At 72.8% G+C, this 19,583-nt stretch carries 19 protein-coding genes and 1 pseudogene; 17 read left to right on the top strand and 3 right to left on the bottom strand.

Annotated features, from left to right (window positions below):
* Positions 1 to 49 precede the first annotated feature (49 nt).
* Positions 50 to 979, bottom strand: coding sequence for a flagellin N-terminal helical domain-containing protein (locus tag MFF56_RS05185; protein WP_082772966.1), 930 nt, complete (start codon positions 977 to 979; stop codon positions 50 to 52).
* A gap of 306 nt (positions 980 to 1,285) precedes the next feature.
* Positions 1,286 to 1,642: a PilZ domain-containing protein gene (locus MFF56_RS05180; protein ID WP_238229604.1), complete on the bottom strand. Its 357-nt coding sequence runs from the start codon at positions 1,640 to 1,642 to the stop codon at positions 1,286 to 1,288.
* 126 nt (positions 1,643 to 1,768) lie between these two features.
* Here MFF56_RS05180 and MFF56_RS05175 point away from each other — a divergent pair, with 126 nt between their 5' ends.
* From MFF56_RS05175 to MFF56_RS05095, 17 genes and pseudogenes are all read left to right on the top strand, one after another.
* Entirely contained in the window at positions 1,769 to 2,326 is a 558-nt protein-coding gene (locus MFF56_RS05175; RefSeq protein WP_238229603.1) for a hypothetical protein, read from the top strand.
* A gap of 175 nt (positions 2,327 to 2,501) precedes the next feature.
* Positions 2,502 to 3,791: a DUF1217 domain-containing protein gene (locus MFF56_RS05170; RefSeq protein WP_066922594.1), complete on the top strand. Its 1,290-nt coding sequence runs from the start codon at positions 2,502 to 2,504 to the stop codon at positions 3,789 to 3,791.
* Positions 3,792 to 3,795: 4 nt separating this feature from the next.
* Positions 3,796 to 4,521 (top strand): flagellar basal-body rod protein FlgF, encoded by a 726-nt coding sequence (flgF, locus tag MFF56_RS05165; protein WP_066922592.1) that lies wholly within the window; start codon positions 3,796 to 3,798, stop codon positions 4,519 to 4,521.
* A 4-nt stretch (positions 4,522 to 4,525) separates the two neighbouring features.
* Positions 4,526 to 5,851 carry a flagellar protein export ATPase FliI gene (fliI, locus tag MFF56_RS05160; RefSeq protein ID WP_066922590.1) on the top strand — a complete coding sequence of 442 codons (1,326 nt, stop codon included), beginning with the start codon at positions 4,526 to 4,528 and terminating at the stop codon, positions 5,849 to 5,851.
* Between the two features lie 79 nt (positions 5,852 to 5,930).
* Positions 5,931 to 7,148 carry a flagellar hook protein FlgE gene (locus MFF56_RS05155; protein WP_066922588.1) on the top strand — a complete coding sequence of 406 codons (1,218 nt, stop codon included), beginning with the start codon at positions 5,931 to 5,933 and terminating at the stop codon, positions 7,146 to 7,148.
* Between the two features lie 28 nt (positions 7,149 to 7,176).
* Positions 7,177 to 8,643 (top strand): flagellar hook-associated protein FlgK, encoded by a 1,467-nt coding sequence (gene flgK / locus MFF56_RS05150; RefSeq protein WP_066922586.1) that lies wholly within the window; start codon positions 7,177 to 7,179, stop codon positions 8,641 to 8,643.
* A gap of 4 nt (positions 8,644 to 8,647) precedes the next feature.
* Positions 8,648 to 9,691 (top strand): flagellar hook-associated family protein, encoded by a 1,044-nt coding sequence (locus tag MFF56_RS05145; protein ID WP_066922583.1) that lies wholly within the window; start codon positions 8,648 to 8,650, stop codon positions 9,689 to 9,691.
* 111 nt (positions 9,692 to 9,802) lie between these two features.
* Positions 9,803 to 10,150, top strand: a complete 348-nt coding sequence (gene flaF / locus MFF56_RS05140; protein WP_066922581.1) for a flagellar biosynthesis regulator FlaF — start codon at positions 9,803 to 9,805, stop codon at positions 10,148 to 10,150.
* Positions 10,151 to 10,170: 20 nt separating this feature from the next.
* A pseudogene (gene flbT, locus MFF56_RS05135) lies at positions 10,171 to 10,611 on the top strand (flagellar biosynthesis repressor FlbT); the annotation flags it as partial.
* Positions 10,612 to 10,769: 158 nt separating this feature from the next.
* Positions 10,770 to 11,210, top strand: coding sequence for a flagellar hook assembly protein FlgD (gene flgD, locus MFF56_RS05130; RefSeq protein WP_066922579.1), 441 nt, complete (start codon positions 10,770 to 10,772; stop codon positions 11,208 to 11,210).
* A gap of 64 nt (positions 11,211 to 11,274) precedes the next feature.
* Positions 11,275 to 11,541: a flagellar biosynthesis protein FliQ gene (gene fliQ, locus MFF56_RS05125; RefSeq protein WP_066922577.1), complete on the top strand. Its 267-nt coding sequence runs from the start codon at positions 11,275 to 11,277 to the stop codon at positions 11,539 to 11,541.
* Positions 11,542 to 11,948: 407 nt separating this feature from the next.
* Positions 11,949 to 14,036, top strand: coding sequence for a flagellar biosynthesis protein FlhA (flhA, locus tag MFF56_RS05120; protein WP_066919963.1), 2,088 nt, complete (start codon positions 11,949 to 11,951; stop codon positions 14,034 to 14,036).
* 42 nt (positions 14,037 to 14,078) lie between these two features.
* On the top strand, positions 14,079 to 14,831 hold the full coding sequence (fliR, locus tag MFF56_RS05115) for a flagellar biosynthesis protein FliR (protein WP_066919962.1): 753 nt from the start codon (positions 14,079 to 14,081) through the stop codon (positions 14,829 to 14,831).
* A 5-nt stretch (positions 14,832 to 14,836) separates the two neighbouring features.
* Complete coding sequence (locus MFF56_RS05110; protein ID WP_238229602.1) at positions 14,837 to 15,247, top strand: hypothetical protein; 411 nt, start codon at positions 14,837 to 14,839, stop codon at positions 15,245 to 15,247.
* A 65-nt stretch (positions 15,248 to 15,312) separates the two neighbouring features.
* Entirely contained in the window at positions 15,313 to 15,795 is a 483-nt protein-coding gene (locus MFF56_RS05105; RefSeq protein WP_066919961.1) for a rod-binding protein, read from the top strand.
* A gap of 6 nt (positions 15,796 to 15,801) precedes the next feature.
* The gene (locus MFF56_RS05100; RefSeq protein WP_066919960.1) at positions 15,802 to 16,137 is read left to right on the top strand and encodes a hypothetical protein; all 336 of its coding nucleotides are present in this window, start codon (positions 15,802 to 15,804) and stop codon (positions 16,135 to 16,137) included.
* Positions 16,134 to 16,580, top strand: a complete 447-nt coding sequence (locus tag MFF56_RS05095) for a hypothetical protein (RefSeq protein ID WP_066919959.1) — start codon at positions 16,134 to 16,136, stop codon at positions 16,578 to 16,580. Before MFF56_RS05100 ends, MFF56_RS05095 begins: the two co-directional genes overlap by 4 nt.
* A 30-nt stretch (positions 16,581 to 16,610) precedes the next feature.
* On the opposite strand, the gene MFF56_RS05090 is transcribed toward MFF56_RS05095, so the two are convergent.
* Positions 16,611 to 19,457 (bottom strand): heparinase II/III domain-containing protein, encoded by a 2,847-nt coding sequence (locus MFF56_RS05090; RefSeq protein WP_238229601.1) that lies wholly within the window; start codon positions 19,455 to 19,457, stop codon positions 16,611 to 16,613.
* Between the last annotated feature and the right edge of the window lie 126 nt (positions 19,458 to 19,583).

The raw sequence follows: 19,583 nt of genomic DNA, 5'->3' as shown, positions 1-19,583 counted from the left end.
TCTTCGCATGTCCGCCGCCCGGCTCGGGGCCGGGCGGCGCCCCACGCTCTTAGCGGAAGAGCGAGAGGACGTTCTGGCTAGCCGTATTGGCGATGGACAGCGACTGAACTGCCAGCTGCTGCTGAGTCTGAAGTGCTTTCAGCTTGGTCGACTCCTCTTCGATGTCGGCATCGACGAGGGTGCCCACGGCACGCTCATTAGCCTTGATAAGAGTATCGACAAAGGTCTTCTGACCGTCGATCTGAGTCTTGTTCGCGCCAAGCTTTGTACCGATATCAGTCACAGAAGCCAAAGCGGACTCAACCAGATTAATGTAGTCTTTAACGTTGTCGTCGGTGACCGCAGCCCCACTAATATCCATCTCGGCAACCGAATAGCCTGCGGCGGTTCCGTTGGCGCCAGCAGCGGTTGTCAATTTGTCGAGAATTCCGGACTTAGTCGTCGTAGCGTTATAAAGCGCAGTCGATGACACTGTGATATCAATGGTAGAGTATGTTGTCACCCCAGCCGCATCGCGCGAGAATCCCGCTACGATTTTCTTCACGTCCTGAAAGCCAGTAGCACCAGTATTAGTTGACAACCAATTCTGGCCGTTCGAGACGGACGAGTCGGCAATAGCTTTCATATTGCTCTGAATCGCATCAATCTCAGTTTGGACCTTCTTGCGATCGACGCCTGGCTGCAGCGCAGTCTGCAGCTTGGAGCGCATATTCTTAAGCTGCTCGATGACGTTGGTAACGCCATTGTACGCTGTATCAACAGCCGATGCGCCAAGTCCAAGAGAATCTTTTACGGCGCCAAGCGACGCATTGTCGGAGCGCACACTAGTCGCGATCGACCAGTAGGCTGCATTGTCGGAAGCGCTGGACACACGTTGGCCAGTCGAAACGCGATTGCTGGTCGTATCAAGTTGCTGACTGATACTCTTCAGGGTGGTGAGCGCCGTCATCGCGGCGGTATTCGTAAGAAGGCTGGTCACGCGACTGACTTTCCGGAAAGGAGGATGCGGGATGTCGTCCGAAGATCCGGGCTCGCACCGGGGCAGCAGGACGGCCTCATGCCACGGGCCGCGACAGGGCCCGTACCGCTACGCGTTACACATCCGGGTTCTCACCGGAGCGGCGGGCCGACATCATGTCTCCGGACCTCGCGATCCGGCCGCCGCTTCCATCGTGCCCGCCGAGGGCGAGTGCGATGCCCTCTTATTGCGGCGATCGTCTTAGCGGGCGGTTAAGCGCCCGCCTCCCGCGGGCGCCATCCCGCACGGCCTGTGGACAGGCAGGCCTCAGGGGAGAGGGGACAGGAAGGCGAGGCCCGCGAAGGCGCCGCGCCGCCAGCGCAGGCTCGCCCGCACCGTGCGCAGGTCGTGGCCCGCGATCACGAGGTCGAAGGTCCCGGGCAGTTCGACGCGCGCGGCGAGATGGATCTTCGCGCCCGCCCGCGAGAGATCGTGGATCACGCACGGCACGAGGCTGTCGCCGAGCACGATGCGGCCCTGCTGGATCAGCCGGTGGCGCTTGGGCCGGGGCGGCACCGCCGCGGCGGGCGGGCGCGCCGCCCCCTCGGCCCCGCCGTTCTCGCCGCCCGCCTCGCCCATGCCGGCCCCGTCCGCCACCCGGGCCGCGCGCCCGGCCGCCAGCATAGCGCTCGCCGTCGCCGAAGTCGCGGGCCGGCGCGGGCCGGCCCGCCCGCCTCTGCGTTAACCAAGCGGAAAGCATAAACCCGCATCGCTGGGTGGGAACGCTCCCTCCGACCCCGCAGGCGTCCGATGCCCGCCCGACCGGCCCCGCAACCCCGCGCCGAACTCCGCGCCGAACGCCGCATCGCAGCATCGCCGCGCCCCCTCGCGGGCGCGGCGATGCTGCGGCGCGCTCGCGAGGCGCGGGCCGAGCGGCTCGTGCTGGCCGCCGCGGTGCTGCTCGGGCTCGGCGCGAGCGGGTTCGCGGGCTACGTCATCGCCGGCCAAGAGCGGCCCTACGCCGTCCAGGCCGTGGTGCCGGCCGGGACCGGCCCCTTCGCCTGGAAGCGCCCGCCGGGTCCGGCCGGGCCGCGGCCGGCGGTCGTCGATCTCGACCCCACCACGACCGGCGCCATCCTGGCCCGGTCCGCCGCGGCGCCCGCGCCGGCCGAGCCGGCACCCGAGAGCGGGTACAGCCTGCGCGCGGTCGGCGGCGGCCTCGCCGTCCTCGAGGGCGCGGGCGGGCGGGTGACGGTCGCGACCGGCGGCGAGGTGCCGGGCGCCGGCCGGGTGCTCGCCATCCGCAACACGGGCGCGGGCTGGGTGGTCATCACCACGCAGACCATCATCGGGCCGGCGCAGCTGTGACCGGGATGGGCGCGCCCGGGCGGATTCCGGAGCGGCCGGCTGCGGGCCGGCAAGCTCCGAGCAAGCGTGCCCGCCTAGGCCGGGAGCCTGCCGTGCCCGCTCCAGGGCCCGCGACGGAGACGGACGCGATGACCCTCGACCATCCGGCCGCGCCCGGCCTGCCGGAGACGCGCCCGTGACCGGCACGCTCACGAGCTACACGCTCCTCGCCCGCGACCTCCCGACGAGCCTCAAGCGCAAGGCCGCCGAGGCCGCGGTCTCGCGCGAGACCGCCTACTTCAAGGCCCATATCGGCACGGTCAAATCCGTCGACGACCTGATGGCCGACCAGCGCCTCTACGGCTACGCCATGAAGGCGTACGGCCTGGAGGACATGACCTATGCCCGGGCCTTCATGCGCAAGGTCCTGAGCGAGGGCACGGACAGCGCGACGAGCTTCGCCAACCGGCTCGCCGACGACCGCTACGTGGCCTTCGCCAAGGCCTTCGACTTCACGAAGGTCTACGGCAGTTCCGGCGCGGGCCAGGACGCGGCGACCGCAGAGACGGGGACGACCGACGCCACGACCGCGACGGTCACGGGCGCCAGCGCGCTCGGCGGGAGCCTCGACTTCAGCGGCGCCAACGAGGCCAGCTTCTCGATCGCCACGCAGGTCGATGCGACGACGACCAAGACGGGCACGATCGTGCTCAACCGCCAGACCCTGACCGGCTACGCGCGGGATTTCACCCGGGTCACGGCGGCCGAGCTCGTCGCGGCGATCAACGGACGGATCGAGGCCACGGGCAAGGACAACCTCGCGGGCAAGGTCGCGGCCCGGCTCGACGACCGGAACAGGCTCGTCCTCGAGACGACCGCCTACACCGATCTCGGCGTGGACGGGGCGCCCGGCGGCACGGGGGCTGCCGCCGACACGATCTACGCGGGCGTCGGCGCGCGGCGCACGCTCCTCGTCCAGAACGTCGCGCTCTCGGACGCGGCACGGACGGCCGTCGACATCGGCTTCGGCACCGAGACCGGCCAGGACGCCCGCTCGCGGGCGGTCACCGACGCCTACCTGCGCCAGTCCCTGGAGGAGGATGCGGGGGCCGAGGATACCGGCGTGCGCCTCGCCCTCTACTTCGCCCGCAAGGCGCCCGAGATCACCTCGGCCTACGCCATCCTGGGCGACCAGGCGCTGACCCAGGTCTTCAACACCCTGATCGGCCTGCCGGCGACGAGCGGGGCCGCCTCGAGCGACGCCCTGGAGCGGCGCGCGGAGACGATCGCGGCCAAGATCGACATCGCCAGCCTGCAGGACCCGGCCGCGGTCGAGAAGCTGGCGCGCCGCTTCGCGGCGATCTGGGACGCGCAGAACAACACCGCGACCGCCCCGATCCTGGCGCTGTTCGGCGCGGGCGACGGCGGGAGCGGCATCGGCGCCGACATGCTGCTCGGCCTCCAGGCCAGCCGGCTGGGGTTCTGAGCCGATGCAGAACGGGCTCTACGTCGCGCTCTCCAGCCAGATCGCCCTGGAGAAGCGCCTCACCACCACGGCGCAGAACGTCGCCAACATGGCCACCGCCGGCTACCGCGCGGAGGAGACGAAGTTCACCGCCCTGCTGGCCCAGGCCAGCAAGGGCGCGGTCGCCTTCGCGAGCGCGGGCGACACCTACATCTCGCGGGTCTCCGGCCCGATCGCCAAGACCGACTCGCCCCTCGACGTCGCCGTGCAGGGCGAGGCGTGGCTCGCCGTCGGGGCCCCGGGCGGCCCCGTCTACACCCGCGACGGGCGCCTCACCATGGACGCCACGGGCCGCCTCACCGACGTCTCCGGCCGGCCGGTGCTCGATCCGGGCGGCGGGCCCTTGCTGCTCGACCCGCAACAGGGTCCGCCGACGATCGGCCGCGACGGCACGATCCACCAGGGCGTCAATCAGGTCGGCGCGATCGGCCTGTTCACCTTCGACCCGAAGGCCGCGATCCGCCGGGCCGGCCCGAACGCCGTCTCTCCCAGCCTGCCCGCGCGGCCGGTGCAGGACTTCACCCGCATCGGCCTCACGCAGGGGCATCTGGAGGGCTCGAACGTCAACCCGATCCTGGAGATGACGAAGCTCATCACCATCCAGCGCGCCTTCGAGAGCGCGGCGAACCTGACGCAGCAATCGGAATCGACGCTGCAGGACGCCATCAAGACCCTCGGACCGCAGGGCTAGGCCGATGGCGGACGCGATCGAGCGCCTGGAACGGGCGATGGCGCAGGCGCAAGGGCACTTGGTCCAGGTCGGCGGCCACGTGCGCGAGGTCTCGGCCAGCGCCTGCCGGATCGGCGGCGTCGGGCCCTTCGTGCGGCTCGGCGACCGCATGGGCTTCGAGCGGGACGGGGACGGCGGCGACCAGATCGGCGAGATCGTGCGCATCGACGCCGAGGGCGCCACGCTCAAGACCTTCGGCCCCCGGATCGAGGCCGGCATCGGTACCCGGGTGTTCCGGCTCGGCGCGGCCGAGCTCAGGCCCGACCCCGCCTGGAAGGGCCGGGTGATCGACGCGCTCGGGCGCCCGATCGACGGGGCCGGGCCGCTCGGCGCGGGCGCGACCGCCGCCCCGCTCGACGCCGACCCGCCCGCCGCCTTCGGCCGCGCCCGGGTGCGCCGGCCCCTGGTGACCGGCGTGCGCGCGCTCGACCTGTTCACGCCGCTCTGCGCGGGCCAGCGCATCGGCATCTTCGCAGGATCCGGCGTCGGCAAGTCGACGCTGCTCGCGATGCTGGCGGATGCCGAGGGCTTCGACAGCGTCGTGGTGGCGCTGGTGGGCGAGCGCGGGCGCGAGGTGCGCGAGTTCCTCGAAGGCCCGATCGCCAAGGCGCGGGCGCGCTCGGTGATCGTGGTCTCGACCGGCGACGAGAGCCCGATGATGCGCCGGCAGGCGCCGAAGGTGGCGCTCTCGGTCGCCGAATCGTTCCGCGACCGCGGCGAGTCGGTGCTGCTGATCATCGACTCGGTCACCCGCTACGCCCACGCCGCCCGCGACGTGGCGCTGGCCGCGGGCGAGCCCGCGGTGGCGCGCGGCTACCCGCCGAGCGTGTTCTCGGACCTGCCCCGCCTCCTGGAGCGGGCGGGGCCGGGCCTCGACGGCCAGGGCAGCATCACGGGCGTGTTCTCGGTGCTGGTGGACGGCGACGACCACAACGACCCGGTCGCCGACGCGATCCGCGGCACGCTCGACGGCCACGTGGTGCTCGACCGCGCCATCGCCGAGCAGGGCCGCTACCCGGCCATGGACCTGCTCGGCTCGATCTCGCGGCTCGCCTCCGAGGTCTGGACGCCCGAGCAGCGCGACCTCGTGCGCAAGCTCAAGGCCATGATGGCCCGCTACGAGGAGACCCGGGACCTGCGCCTGATGGGCGGCTACCGGGCCGGAACCGACGCCGAGCTCGACCAGGCGATCGGGCTCGTGCCGAAGATCTACGAGGCGATGCGCCAGGAGCCCGGCCAGGCGCCGAGCCGCGACGCCTTCCTCGAACTCGCCCAGTCGCTGCGGGGCTGACGGCGACGATGACTAAGCCCCGCACAAGCCACCGCGCGCCTGATGCGCCCCGCAACGACCAGACCCTGAAGGTGTCCCCATGAGCCTCACCGGCGTGCTCCGCACCGGCGTCTCGGGCATGAACGCCCAGACCAACCGCATCTCGACGGTGGCGGAGAACATCCAGAACGCCTCGACCACGGGCTACAAGCGCACCGCGACGGAGTTCTCGTCGCTGCTGCTCGAGTCCTCGGGCACCGGCAACTACAACTCGGGCGCGGTCGAGACCACGGTCCGGCGCAGCATCAACGAGGAGGGGCCGACGAGCTTCACCACCTCGGAGACCGATCTGGCGATCCAGGGCAACGGCTTCTTCCTGGTGCGGGATGCGGGCGGCGGGCAGTTCCTGACCCGGGCCGGCAACTTCGTGAAGGACGGCACCACCGGCGACCTCGTCAACGCGGCCGGCTTCACCCTGCAGGGCTACAAGCTCAACCCCGACGGCACGCTGCCGGCGAACCCGGCGCTCACCGACATCAAGTCGGGCACGAACCAGCTGATGGCGCGCCCTTCCAGCACGATGACCCTGCAGGGCAACCTGAAGCAGGGCTCGACCACGGTGGGTACCCCGAGCGCCACGGCCTTCACGACGAAGACCCCGGTCACGACCTACGACAACCTCGGCAACAAGGTGACGTACGACGTCGTCTTCTCGAAGGTGGCCGACACCGCGAGCGAGACGAACAAGTGGTCGGTTGCCCTCTACACCCAGGACGCCTCGCCGGCCCCGGTCGGGACCGCCCAGACGATCACCTTCGGCCCGACCGGCCAGATCACCGGCACGTCGACGTTCAGCGTCACGGGCTCGGGCAACCGCCCGGACCTGAAGCTCGACCTCTCCGCGATGACGCAGCTCGCCCCCGACAGCAGCCCGAAGGGCGTGGCCGACGGCTCGGCGCCGACGAGCAGCACGGGCGTGGCCTTCGGCGACGACGGCACGGTCTACACGATCTACGCCGACGGCACCCGCGCGGCGACCTACAAGGTCCCGCTCGCCGACGTGTCGAGCCCGGACCAGCTCCAGCCCCGGGCCGGGAACGTCTTCGAGGCGACGCGGGATTCAGGCAACCTAGAGGTGGGCTTCGCCAAGCAGAACGGGCTCGGCACGTTCAAGGCCAAGGCGCTGGAGCAGTCGAACGTCGACGTCGCCACCGAGCTGACCTCGATGATCGAGTCGCAGTCGGTCTACACCGCCAATTCCAAGGTGTTCATGACCGGCAACGAGATGCTCGAGACCTTGATGAACCTCAAGCGCTGATCTCACCGACCTCTTTCGGAGCCGCATCATGGGCCTCCAGATCGCGCTGAGCACGGCGCGCAACGCGCTGCTCGCCACGTCGAGCCAGATCGCCGTCGCCTCCCGCAACGTCGCGGGGGCGAACGATGCCGGCTACGCGCGCAAGATCGCCACCCTGGTCACCGGCAACGGCAACGCGCAGGTGATCATCACCCGGGCGGGCGACCAGGCGCTGTTCACGCGCAAGCTCGGCGCGACCTCGGACGAGGCCGCGAGCGCCGCCCGCCTCGACGGGCTGAAGACCCTGGCGCAGACGGTGGGCGACACGGCCGACGCCACCTCGCCCGCCGCCCGGCTCGGCGCGCTCAGCGCCGCGCTCCAGGCCGCCGCCAACCAGCCCGACAGCAGCGACCTCGCCCGCTCGGCGGTGAACGCCGCCCGCGACCTCGCGGGCAGCCTCAACGACGCCGCCGCGGCGGTGCAGAGCGTGCGGGCGGACGCCGATTCCGCGATCAAGGCCTCGGTCGCCACCATCAACGGCCTGCTCCAGCAGTTCGACGCCACGAACTACGCGGTGGTGCGCGGCACGGCCAACGGCACCGACATCACCGACAGCCTCGACGACCGCGACCGGATCCTGACGCAGCTCTCCGCCGAGCTCGGCATCACCACCGTCACGCGGCCCGACGGCGGCATGGCGATCTATACCGACGGCGGCGCGGCGCTCTACGAGCGCGGCGCCCGCACGGTGCGCTTCGACCCGAACGCGCCGCCCCCGGGCAACGCCGTCACCGTCGACGGGGTGGCCGTGACCGGCGCCGGCGCGGCGATGCCCCTGAAGTCCGGCCGCATCGCCGGCCTCGCCGACCTGCGCGACGGCGCCGCGGTGGCCTACGGCGCGCAGCTCGACGCCATGGCGAGCGCCCTCGTCCGCGCCTTCTCGGAGACCTACACCGTCGCCGACCCGCCGCCCGCCACCACCGTCTCGACGGTGCGGGCGGCCGGCCTGTTCACCGGAACGGACGCTGCGGCCGTGCCGGCGGACGGCGCGGTGGTCGCGGGTCTCGCCGGGACGATCCGGGTCGCGGCGCGGGTCGATCCGCAGCAGGGCGGCGACGTGAGCCGGCTGCGCGACGGCGGCATCTACGACGCGCGGACCGTCGTGGGCACGGGCCAGGCCGCCTATGCGGGCCGCCTGAACGCCCTGGTGACGAGCCTCGGGGCGGCCCGCACCGTCGGCACGGGCACCGACCTCGCCGGATCGGCGACGCTCGCGGGCTTCGCGGCGGCCTCGGCCGGCTGGCTCTCGCAGGCGCGCAAGGACGCCACCGCGGCGGCCGAGTACCAGTCGACCCTGCTGTCGCGCGCGACCGACGCCCTGTCGAACGTGGCCGGCGTCAACGGCGACGACGAGACCGCGCTGACGCTCCAGCTGGAGCGCTCCTACACCGCCTCGGCGAAGATCCTCACCGTGGTCGACGACCTCCTCAAGACCCTCATGGACGCGGTGCGCTAAGACCATGATGACCACGAGCTACATCTCCAGCATCAGCCTCTGGAACGCGCCGCGCAGCAACGTCTCGCGCCTGCAGACCGAGCTGGCGCGCGCCAACGCCGAGATCGCGACCGGCCGCTACGCGGATGTCGGGCTGCAGCTCGGGACGCAGGTGGGCACCAGCCTGGGCGTGCGCCAGCAGAGCGCGATGCTCACCGCCCTGAAGGACGGCAACGGCGTCGCCGGCATGCGGCTCAGCACGAGCCAGACCGTGCTGGCCCAGCTCCAGGGCACGGCCGACGCGATGCTCAAGACGCTCACCGGCCTGCCGGAGGACAAGCGGGCCGCGACGGCGGCCAGCGGCGCGGAGAGCGCGCTCTCCGCGCTCGCGGGCGGCCTCGACGCCTCGACCGGCGGCCAGTACGTGTTCGGCGGCACCAACACGAAGGTCAGCCCGATCGGCCCGGACGGCCTCGCCGCCGCCAAGGACGCGGTCGCGGCCGCCTTCGGGAGCTACTTCGCCTTCCCGGTCGGCAGCCCCGCCACGGCCACGATCACCGCCGACCGGATGCGCGGCTTCCTGGACACGCTCGCCGCCCCGGGCGGCCCCTTCGCCGCGGGCTGGGGCGGCACCATCTCCCGCGCCGCGGGCGAGGCCATCTCCAGCCAGATCTCGCTGAGCGAGCGGGCGACGACCTCGGTCTCCGCCGACGACCCGGCCTTCCGCACCCTCGCCCTGGCCTACGCGGTCGCCTCCGGCATCGGACTCACGGGCGCCTCGGCGGCGGTGCAGTCGGTCGCGACCGAGCGCGTGATGAGCCTGCTGGGCGAGGCGAGCAGCGGCCTCGTCGGCCTGCAGGCGGATCTCGGCCGATCCCAGCAGCGGATCACGGAGGCCAACACCCGGCTCGATGCCCAGAAGGCCCTCATGTCGCGCGCGGTCAACGACTTGGAGACGGTCGATCCGGCCGAGGCCAAGACCCGCGTCGATGCGCTGACGACGCAGATCCAGATGTCCTACGCGCTCACCGCCCAGCTGCGCCAGCTCAGCCTCGTCAACTTCCTCTGAAGGCCGGCGGAGTAGCGTCCCGTCCCGCCGACCGACGACACGACCTTCGCCCCACGCCCCGCCACCCGCCCCGCGGACCCGGGCCACCTGCCATCGAACCGAAGGCACGCGATGTACCGATTTTCCTATTCCGAGATCCTGGAGGACGCGCCCCAGCTCGCCCGCGAGCGCGAGCGCATGGCCTTCGACCGGGCGCTCCATCTCCTGCGCACCGTCGAGGCGCGCGGGGAGCGGGGCGCGGAGCGCACGGCCGCGATCGCCTTCGTGCAGGATCTCTGGAACGTGCTGCTCTCCGACCTGCTCGACCCCGAGAACGCCCTGCCGGAGGCGCTCAGGAGCGATCTCGTCTCGATCGGCGCCTGGACCATGGGCGAGGTCGGCGAGGCCCTGCGTGCGCCCGAGCGCAGCCTCGCGGCGCTGATCGAGGTGAACACCTCGATCCGCGACGGCCTGCAGTGAGCGGCGGGAGGGGTCGGAGCATGCATCTCTCGCTGCGCGCCGGTGAGCGCGTCTTCGTCAACGGCGCGGTGCTGCGGGTCGACCGCAAGGTCGGCATCGAACTCCTGAACGACGCGGCCTTCCTGCTGGAGGGCCACGTGCTCCAGGCCGAGGAGGCGACGACGCCGCTCCGCCAGCTCTACTACGCGGCCCAGACCCTGCTGATCGACCCGGCCAATGCCGGCCCCGCCCGCGACCTCTGCGCGGGGCTCCAGGCCGGGATCCTGGCGGCCACCCGGGACGCGGCGATCCATGCCGGCCTCGCCGCCGTCCAGGCGCTCGTCGAGGCCGACCGCCCGTTCGAGGCCCTCAAGGCGATCCGCGGGCTCTACCCGGCCGAGGCCGCGCTGCTGGCGGCCTCGGGCGCCGCGCCCGCGCCCCCGCCCGCCGCCCTGCGCGCCGGCCCCGAGGCCGCGCCGCGCCGCCCGCGCGGCACGGCCGCCCCCGGGCAGGGCCCGGCCGTGCGCTTCGAGACCCGCCCGCGCCGGGCCGCCCCGGGGCAGACGCCGCCGCGCGCGCCGCGCCTCCTCACCGCCGGCCTCCGGCCGGACCACGCCCCCGAACCGGAGGTCTGACGTCCATGGACGTGACCAGCATCACGAACTCGACCGCCGCCTCGAGCGCCGCGGCGACGGGCACGACCGGCGCCGCCACGGCGGCGGCCGCCAAGGCCACCAGCTCGGTCGCGGCCAAGCTCAACGCCGAGACCTTCCTGACGCTGTTCATGACGCAGCTGAAGAACCAGGACCCGACCAAGCCCATGGACGGGACCGAGTATGTCAGCCAGCTCGCCACCCTGTCCCAGGTCGAGCAGGCCACCCAGACCAACAAGAAGCTCGACTCGCTCCTGACCTCGAGCTTCCTCGACCAGGCCGACTCGATCGTCGGCCGCACGATCAGCTCGGCGGACGGCACCACCTCCGGCACCGTCCAGTCGGTGAAGGTCACGGGCGACGGCGCGCTGGCGACGCTGACGGACGGGCGCACCGTGCTGCTGCAATCGGGCGTCTCGGTGTCCTGAGGACCGATTCGCGCTAGGGAAGGGCGGGCGGCCGCGGAGCCGGCCCGCGAAGAGAGCTGAGGTCATGAACGAGGTCGACGCCCTCGAACTCGTGCGCGCCGCGATCTGGACGGTGCTGGTGGCGGCCGGCCCCGCGGTCGGGGCCGCGATGGCGGTCGGCGTCGTGATCGCGCTGCTGCAGGCGCTCACCCAGATCCAGGAGACGACCCTCACCTTCGTGCCGAAGATCGTGGTGGTGCTGCTCGTGCTCCTCGTCACCGGCACCTTCGTGGGCGCCCAGCTCACGAGCTTTGCCGAACTCGCCTACGGGCGGATCGCCACCGGGTTCTGACGCGCGCGTCGTTCTCCCTCCCCCTTCTGCGGGCAGGGCGATCGCATAGGCCGAGCGAGCCTAACCCCGGTCAGGCGTGGGTCCCCTCTCCCATAGGGAGAGGTCTGCTTTCGCAGAAAGCCGGGTGAGGGGTATGGGGCTTCCAAAGAAGGCGCCGAGCTGAACGCGCGTCGATGCCGAGCGCCGTCCTGATCCGTCATACCCCTCACCCCAACCCTCTCCCTATGGGAGAGGGGGCGCGGCGCGGTTCCAGTCGCAATCTAGGAGACGACCCACCCCATATGCGATCGCCCTGCTCTGCGGGGGAGGGAGAGCGACGCCCGCGCCCATCCCCGCGCAAGCTTGCCGCGCGAGAAGCATCCCCGTGAGACGCGGGCGCCCCTGCGTCGAGACTTGGGGAACCCTTCATGGCGGCGGGTGCGGCGCTCGGCCTCGAACAGCGGAAGTCGCGGCGGGATTTCGGCTTCGCGGCCGGCATCGTGGCGATCCTCGCCGTCCTGTTCCTGCCCGTCCCCGCGCTCCTCATCGATGTCGGGCTCGCCTTCTCGATCGCGCTCTCGGTGCTGATCCTGATGGTGGCGCTCTGGATCCAGAAGCCGCTCGAGTTCTCCGCCTTCCCGACCGTGCTGCTGATCGCGACGCTGCTGCGCCTCGCGCTCGGCATCGCCACGACCCGCCTGATCCTGGCCAACGGCCAGAAGGGCGTCGATGCCGCCGGCCACGTGATCCAGGGCTTCTCGCAGTTCGTGATGAGCGGCGACTTCGTGATCGGGATCGTGGTCTTCGTGATCCTGATCACGGTCAACTTCCTGGTCATCACCAAGGGCGCGACCCGCATCGCGGAGGTCGGCGCCCGCTTCACCCTCGACGCCATCCCCGGCAAGCAGATGGCGATCGACGCCGACCTCAACGCCGGGCTGATCGACGACAAGGAGGCCCAGCGCCGCCGCCGGGAGCTGGAGGAGGAGAGCGCCTTCTTCGGCTCGATGGACGGCGCCTCGAAGTTCGTGCGCGGCGAGGCGGTGGCCTCGCTCATCGTGATCGCGGTCAACGTCTTCGGCGGCATCATCATCGGCACGACGCGCCACGGCATGCCGCTCGGCCAGGCGGCGGACGTGTTCGTGAAGCTGTCCGTCGGCGACGGCCTCGTCTCGCAGATCCCGGCGCTCATCGTCTCGCTGGCCGCGGGCCTGCTCGTCTCGAAGGGCGGCACGCGCGGCGCCACCGAGCAGGCGGTGCTCAACCAGCTCGGCGCCTACCCGCGCGCGCTGACCGTGGCCTCGGCCCTGATGTTCGTCTTCGCCCTGGTGCCGGGCCTGCCCTTCCTGCCCTTCGTGGTGCTGGCGGGCCTGATGGGCTTCATCGCCTACGCGATCCCGCAGCGGGCGGCCGCCCGCAAGGCGCTGGAAGAGGCCAAGGTCGCCGAGGAGACCGCGACCAAGGCGCAGGCCGCGGCCGCCGAATCGGTCAAGGAATCGCTCAAGACCCCCGAGATCGAGCTGATCCTCGGCCGCCAGGTCGCGGCGCAGATCCAGGCGAGCCACGCCGAGCTCTCCCACCGCGTCGCCAAGATGCGCAAGAAGTTCGCCCGGCAGTACGGCTTCGTGGTGCCCGACATCAAGCTCACCGACAGCGTGGCGCTGCCGCCCAAGAGCTACCAGATCCTGATCCACGGCACGGTCGTGGCGACGCAGGAGATGCGCCCCGGCGAGATGCTGGTGGTGGTGGGCGACGGGCCGAAGCCCGACGTGCCCGCCGAGGAGGTGCGCGAGCCCGCCTTCGGCATGCGCGCGCTCTGGGTGATGGATTCCTACGCCGCCGAGGTGCGCCGCACCGGCTTCGAGCCGATCGACGGCGCCTCGGTGCTGCTCACCCACCTCTCGGAGGTGATCCGCAACAACCTGCCCCAGTTCCTCTCCTACAAGGACATGCGCGGCCTGCTCGACCGGCTGGAGCCCGAGTACAAGCGCCTGCTCGACGAGATCGCGCCCGCGCAGATCTCGTATTCCGGCCTCCAGGCGGTGCTGAAGCTGCTGCTCTCCGAGCGGGTCTCGATCCGCAACCTGCACCTGATCCTGGAGGCGGTGGCCGAGATCACGCCCCACGCCCGCCGCGCCGAGCAGATCGCCGAGCACGTGCGGATGCGCATCGCCCAGCAGATCTGCGGCGATCTCGCCGAGAACGGCGTGCTCAACGTGCTCAGGCTCGGGGCCAACTGGGACCTCTCCTTCCACCAGAGCCTGAAGCGCGACGCCAAGGGCGAGGTGGTGGAGTTCGACATCGACCCGCGCCTCGTCGAGCAGTTCGGCAGCGAGGCGGCCGCCGCGATCCGCGAGCGCCAGAAACAGGTCCACGGCTTCGCGCTGGTCACGGCGCCCGACGCGCGTCCTTACGTGCGCATGATCATCGAGCGGATCTTCCCGACGCTGCCCGTGCTCTCGCACCTGGAGATCGCCCGGGGCGTGGAGATCAAGGCGCTGGGGACGGTCTCGTGAGCCGCCGGCGCGCTCCCTGCCGCCGGGGAGGCGGCGCCTGACATGAATGCCGGCCCGGAACTCTTCCTCGGCGTGTTCCTGATCTTCTGCCGGATCGGCGGCTGCCTGCTCGTCGTGCCGGGCTTCTCCAGCCCGCGGGTGCCCCAGCAGGTCCGGCTGCTCATCGCCGGCGCCGTCTCGCTGGCGCTGGCGCCGCTCATTCTGCCGCTGTTCAGCCAGAAGCTCGCCGGCCAGGCGCCGGGGGAGACGCTCCGCTGGATCCTCACCGAGACCGTCACGGGCCTGCTCATCGGCTTCCTCGGCCGGATCTTCCTCGTGGTCCTGGAGACCGTGATGAACGCGACCTCGACCATGGTCGGCTTCGGCGCCATGCCGGGCGCGCCGGTCGAGGGCCAGGACCCGGTGCCGGCGATCGACTCGCTGATCCTCGTCACCGCGACCGCGCTGCTCTTCGCGAGCGACCTGCACTGGGAGCTGTTCCGCGGCCTCGCCGAATCCTACGGGCGCATCCCGCCGGGCGAGGGGATCGGCAGCCAGACCGCCCTGGTGCGGGTGGTCGATCAGGTCGCCGACGCCTTCATGCTGGGGCTTCGCATCACCGCGCCCTTCGTGATCTACGCGATCGTGGTCAACCTCGCGGCGGGCTTCGTGAACAAGCTCTCGCCGAGCATTCCGGTCTACTTCGTCGCCACGCCGTTCGTGATGTTCGGCGGCCTGCTGATGCTCTACTACCTCGGGGGCGAGATCATGATGCAGTACCTGCAGACCTACGCCGCCTGGCTGCGGCAGGGATAGGCGTCGTGGCCCACGATCCCCGCCGCCTGGAGCGGGCGGAGCGGCTGATGCGGGTGCAGGCGCAGATGCGCCGCGTCGCCGAGACGGAACTCGCCCGCACCCGCGAGCGCGCCGCCGCCCTCGAGGCCGACCGGGCCGCGCTGCTGGGCGCGCTCGGGGCCGGGCAGTTCGGGCACCTGCTGCTCGGCGCCGCGAACCGCCGCCTGCAGGGACTCGCGGCCGAGGCCGGCGCGGTGGAGGCCGAGATCGGGCGGCAGGCGGATGCCTTACGCGAGCGGGGGCTCGCCGAGAAGCGCTCCGAGGCGCTGGTCGAGCGCGCCGCCGCGGCCGAGGCCCGCGAGCACGAGCGCCGCGAGGCCCTCGACCGGCTGGACGGGCTGGCCCGGCGGTCCCCCGGCGACGCAAGCCTCCCGTAAGCCAGGGCGGGTAGGGCAGGATATCAGGCCAGGATCCGGCACACCCGTGCCGGGAGGACGAAGCGATGAGCATCTCCCCGCCCACCGACATCGTGATGGACGTGGCGAAGGCCGCCGACCCGCAGCGCTACCAGGAGGCCGCGGCCAAGCTCTCCGCGCCCGGCGACCCGGCGGCCTTCACGGACGCCGTGCGGGCGGCGGGCCTCGCGCTCCACATGCCGCTCGACGCCCGCGGCTCGCTCACCAGCCTGCAGAACCAGACCACGCTGGCGGGCGCCGGCCCGGTCAGCGACCCCTACAAGAAGTTCGAGGGCCTCGTCCTGCAGCAATTCGTCGAGGCGATGATGCCCGACAAGTCCGAGACCGTGTTCGGCAAGGGCAATGCCGGCCACATCTGGAAGTCGATGCTGGCCGAGCAGATCGGTCAGCAGATCGCCAAGGCCGGCGGCATCGGCATCGCCCGGATGCTGGACAAGGCCCATCCGGAGACGGCCCAGCCCGTCCAGCCGACGCAGCCCACGACCGATTCCGCCGCCCCGAAGGTCTGACCCGCGATGCTGATCGCCGCCCTGAAGCGCCTGGAAGAGACCGTCGAGGCCGAGACCGAGGCGCTCGTCGCCCGCCGGCCCCTCGACCACGCCGAACTCAACCGGGCCAAGAGCCGGAGCCTGCTGGAACTCACCCGGCTGACCCGCGACCTCGACGCCACCGCGCTCGACGCCGCCACCGCGATCCACCTCGCGCGCCTGCGCGACAAGCTCGTGCGCAACCAGGAGGTGGTGGGGCTGCACCTGCGCGCCGTCGAGGAGATCGGCGAGACGCTGGCGGCGGCCGCCCTCAACCAGGAATCCGACGGCACCTACACGGCGCGGCTCGGGTTCGGCGCATGAAGGTCCTCGTCACCGGCCTCTGGATCTGCGCCGTCACCATCGCCTCCTGCTACGGGGCGGTGACCTGGGGCGGCGGCCTCTTCGCCAAGAAGACGGAGGCCTACTTGGAGGGCCTCCAGTACCAGAAGCTCGCGCCGATCAACATTCCGATGATCGCGGACGGGCGTGTGCAGGGCTACGTCATCGCGGTGCTGGTCTTCACCGCGGATGCGCGCCTGATGCACACCCTGCCGGTGCCGCCGAACGCCTTCGTGGTCGACGAGGCCTTCCGGCAGATCTACGCCGACCCGAGCCTCGATTTCCGCAAGCTCGCCAAGTACGACATCACCCGGCGCCTCGCCGAGGTCCGCAGCGCGGTCAACGGCCGCCTCGGCGCCGAGGTGGTGAAGGACGTGCTGGTGGACGAGATGAACTTCGTGCCCAAGCGCGAGGTGCGCTCGTAGCGCTCCCTCCCCGAGGAGAGGGAGGATGCCCTACGCCGCCAGGAAATCCCTCGCGGCTTCCCCGGCGAGCAGCCGCGTCAGCCGCTCCTCGACCGTGAGGTCCGTGGCGATCAGCATGCCCCCGCAGACCGTGCCCCGGCCCGCGACCGCGTAGGCGAGGGTGCCGGCCGGCACGAGCCCGCGCGGGCCGGCGACGAAGCCCTGGAGCGCGCCCGGCGGCTCGCTGCGGCCGTTGACGAGGGTGAGTCCCGCGGCGCGGCCCTCCGCCACCCAGGGCACGAGGTTGAGCCGGCGCGCGCCCTGCTGTGCCAGCGCCCGGCGCGGGCCCGACAGCGCGACGATCGCCTCGGGCGCCAGGTGCAGCAGCCCCTCGAAGGCGAGCGCGGCCTCGGCCGCCCCCCGGAAGCGGTCGATCACCGCGATCCCGTCGAGGTCGTCGAGCAGCACGAAGATCCGCTCGTGCGCCACGTCCGGCCCGTGCAGCCGCGTCGCGATGCGGTGGGCGGTGGCGCCCTCCAGGCGCAAGCGGCCGGCGTGCCAGGCCGGACCCGCCACCGGCTCGCGACCGTCGAGCAGCGCGACGTTGTGGGCCCGGGCCGAGACGAGGTAGTGGCGCGCCGGGCCCGCCTCCAGGCTCTCGGAGCCGCCCGCCTCCACGATCCAGCGCACGCCCTCGGCGGCGAGCACGAAGGAGGTGCAGTCGGCGTGGCCCTGCGGGGCCGCGAAGGTGCAGGCGAAGTGCGCCGCGCCGCGCCCGACCGCGTCGGCGCGGGCGCTCAGCGTGTCGTGCGCGAAGCCGCCCGCGGAGACCGTCGCCCCCGGGCCCTGCCCGCGGGCGGCCGCGAGGTCGGTCCCGCGCGCCAGGAGCCGGGCGACCCAGGCCGCCTCGTCGCCGGCCGGCGGGGCGTCGCCGAAGGGCGGCAGCCGCCCGCCCGGGTCGAGGAGCCCGGGAAGCCCCGCGAGGCCGGCCTCGACCCGGGCGGCGATGTCGGGACCGGGCGCCTGCCCGGCGAGGCATTCCGCCAGCGCCCGGCCGAGGCCGAGGAGGTCGAGCCGCCGCTGCAGCGCCGGCTCGGCGAAGCGCCCGTCCGGCCCGATCAGCGCCGCGACGGCCTCGCCGAGGACGCGCAGGGCGAGGCCGTCCCAGAAGGGCGCCAGCGGCAGCCGGGGCAGGGCGCGGGCGACGGCCAGGAGGGCGGCGGCGGCCTGCACACCGTGCAGCGAGCGCCCGAAGGCGTTCTGCCCGACGATCTCGGCGAGCGCGACGCCGTGCTGGGCCGCCGCGCCGACGAGGACCGGGCGCAGGCCGGCCTCGTCCTGCGCCGGCAGCGGCCCGGCGGCGAGCCCGGCCAGCACCTCGGCCCGGAGGCTGAGCGCCGCCGGGTGCAGGCTGAGCGGGTCGGCGGGCTGGCCCCACGGGTTCTCGCCCGCCCAGGAGGCGGCGGTTGCCGCGGCGAGCGCGGGCGCCGCCGCGCCCAGCGGCGCCAGCCACCCGAGCGACTGGTAGTCGAGCCGCCAGGGCACCGAGCGGAAGGGGTCGGCGCGCCAGTCCGGCGGGTCGGGCGGGGTCCAGTCGGGCAGGCCGGCGAGCCGCAGGAGCGGGCGCCCGTCCGGCCCGCGCCCCGTGCGCTCAGGGCCCTGGCGGAGCGCGCGGGCCCGGGCGAGCGGGGCGGGGCGGGGCGTCGAGGCGGAGAGGGGCGGTGGAACGGGCGCCGCCGCGGCCTCGCCGCCCTCTCCGCGGCTCCCTTCGCCGCTCCCTTCGCCGCTCCCTTCGCCGCTCCCTTGGCCGTCCGCCGCGGCCTCGCCGGCCCCCGGCATCCAGCCGGCCTCGGCCCCGGATTCGAGCCCGAGACGCTCGGCGAGCCGGGCCAGGAAGGCCGGTCCGTCGAGGAGGTCGTCGCCGCAGAGGCTCTCCAGGCGGAAGCGCTCCTCCAGCGCCACCTCGGGCGCGGCCACCAGCTCGACCGCGGGCGGGTCCTCGTCCGCCTCCTCCCAGGTGCGGAAAGCCAGCTCGGCCGTGACGGCCCCGGGGGGCGGGCGCAGCGTCAGGGTGAAGCGGCGCGCCTGCGGCCGGGCCGGCAGGTTCACGGAGGCGCCGTGGCCGGGCACCGACACGGTGTCGGGATAGGGCAGGGGCAGCTCCGCCCCCGCCGCGTCCCGGTAGCGCAGGCCCGCATAGGCCGCGTGCTCGTCGGGCCGCTCGGAGAAGATCTGGCCGCGCAGGACGAGGCCGGCGCCCGGCACCAGGGCCTGGACGAGGACCAGCGGCTCGGGACCGAGCCGGCGGCGGCGCGCGCCCGGAGCGGGCGCCCCCCCGGGCCCGGTCACGACCGGGCGCAGCCGCACGCCCGAGACCCCGAACGGCGCGGTGTTGCGCCAGGAGCGGAAGCCCAGGGCGAGGTCGCTGGCGGGCGCGGGCACCCGGAAGGCGACGCGCAGCGCCGCCGCGCGCGCGCCCTCCGGCCGGTAGGCCGGGCCGGGCAGCCAGATCCCGTGGGGATCCGGCAGGGTGCGCACCAGCCCCGGCACGGATTCGAGGTCGAGGCTCGACCCGTCGGGGGCCAGGAAGTCGAAGCCGACCAGCGCGAAGTCGAGGGCGCCGCCGGCCTCCTCGGCCGGATCCCAGGCCAGGGTGAAGTCGAGGGCGTACCAGGTCTCGGGCGCCAGATCGCGAAAGCCCAGGACGGCGCGGGCCCAGCGGTTCTTGGCCGCCACCACATGCTCGCCCGCGCGCCCCCCCGCCCCGGCGCCGCCCGCGTAGCGGGCCGTGGCGGGCACGCGCTCGGCCGGGTCCGGCGGGTCCGATGCCGCCGCGTCGGGGCCGGGCCGCGCGTCCGACGGTTCGGCCGGCAGCTCTTCCGGCGGGTCTTCCTGCATCTTGGACGGCGGTTCCTCGTGGTCCGGGCAGCGTCCGAGCGGTGCGGCGGCGCGCCCGGGCTGTCAAGGCGGGGCGGGGCCAGCCTCGTGCAAGATTGCCGCCCTACACCCCTGATCCATGGGAGG

Origin of the sequence: Methylobacterium hispanicum (genome assembly GCF_022179285.1) — a bacterium.
GTDB classification, from domain to species: Bacteria; Pseudomonadota; Alphaproteobacteria; order Rhizobiales; family Beijerinckiaceae; genus Methylobacterium; species Methylobacterium hispanicum.
This window is presented reverse-complemented; position numbering and strand designations above follow the sequence as displayed.

Excerpts from the sequence above, each read along its gene's own strand:
- MFF56_RS05180 (WP_238229604.1), bottom strand. The coding sequence starts at position 1,642 with ATGCTGGCGGCCGGGCGCGCGGCCCGGGTGGCGGACGGGGCCGGCATG.
- MFF56_RS05175 (WP_238229603.1), top strand. The coding sequence starts at position 1,769 with ATGCCCGCCCGACCGGCCCCGCAACCCCGCGCCGAACTCCGCGCCGAA.
- flgF (WP_066922592.1), top strand. The coding sequence starts at position 3,796 with ATGCAGAACGGGCTCTACGTCGCGCTCTCCAGCCAGATCGCCCTGGAG.
- fliI (WP_066922590.1), top strand. The coding sequence starts at position 4,526 with ATGGCGGACGCGATCGAGCGCCTGGAACGGGCGATGGCGCAGGCGCAA.
- MFF56_RS05155 (WP_066922588.1), top strand. The coding sequence starts at position 5,931 with ATGAGCCTCACCGGCGTGCTCCGCACCGGCGTCTCGGGCATGAACGCC.
- flgK (WP_066922586.1), top strand. The coding sequence starts at position 7,177 with ATGGGCCTCCAGATCGCGCTGAGCACGGCGCGCAACGCGCTGCTCGCC.
- MFF56_RS05145 (WP_066922583.1), top strand. The coding sequence starts at position 8,648 with ATGATGACCACGAGCTACATCTCCAGCATCAGCCTCTGGAACGCGCCG.
- flaF (WP_066922581.1), top strand. The coding sequence starts at position 9,803 with ATGTACCGATTTTCCTATTCCGAGATCCTGGAGGACGCGCCCCAGCTC.
- flgD (WP_066922579.1), top strand. The coding sequence starts at position 10,770 with ATGGACGTGACCAGCATCACGAACTCGACCGCCGCCTCGAGCGCCGCG.
- fliQ (WP_066922577.1), top strand. The coding sequence starts at position 11,275 with ATGAACGAGGTCGACGCCCTCGAACTCGTGCGCGCCGCGATCTGGACG.
- flhA (WP_066919963.1), top strand. The coding sequence starts at position 11,949 with ATGGCGGCGGGTGCGGCGCTCGGCCTCGAACAGCGGAAGTCGCGGCGG.
- fliR (WP_066919962.1), top strand. The coding sequence starts at position 14,079 with ATGAATGCCGGCCCGGAACTCTTCCTCGGCGTGTTCCTGATCTTCTGC.
- MFF56_RS05105 (WP_066919961.1), top strand. The coding sequence starts at position 15,313 with ATGAGCATCTCCCCGCCCACCGACATCGTGATGGACGTGGCGAAGGCC.
- MFF56_RS05100 (WP_066919960.1), top strand. The coding sequence starts at position 15,802 with ATGCTGATCGCCGCCCTGAAGCGCCTGGAAGAGACCGTCGAGGCCGAG.
- MFF56_RS05095 (WP_066919959.1), top strand. The coding sequence starts at position 16,134 with ATGAAGGTCCTCGTCACCGGCCTCTGGATCTGCGCCGTCACCATCGCC.
- MFF56_RS05090 (WP_238229601.1), bottom strand. The coding sequence starts at position 19,457 with ATGCAGGAAGACCCGCCGGAAGAGCTGCCGGCCGAACCGTCGGACGCG.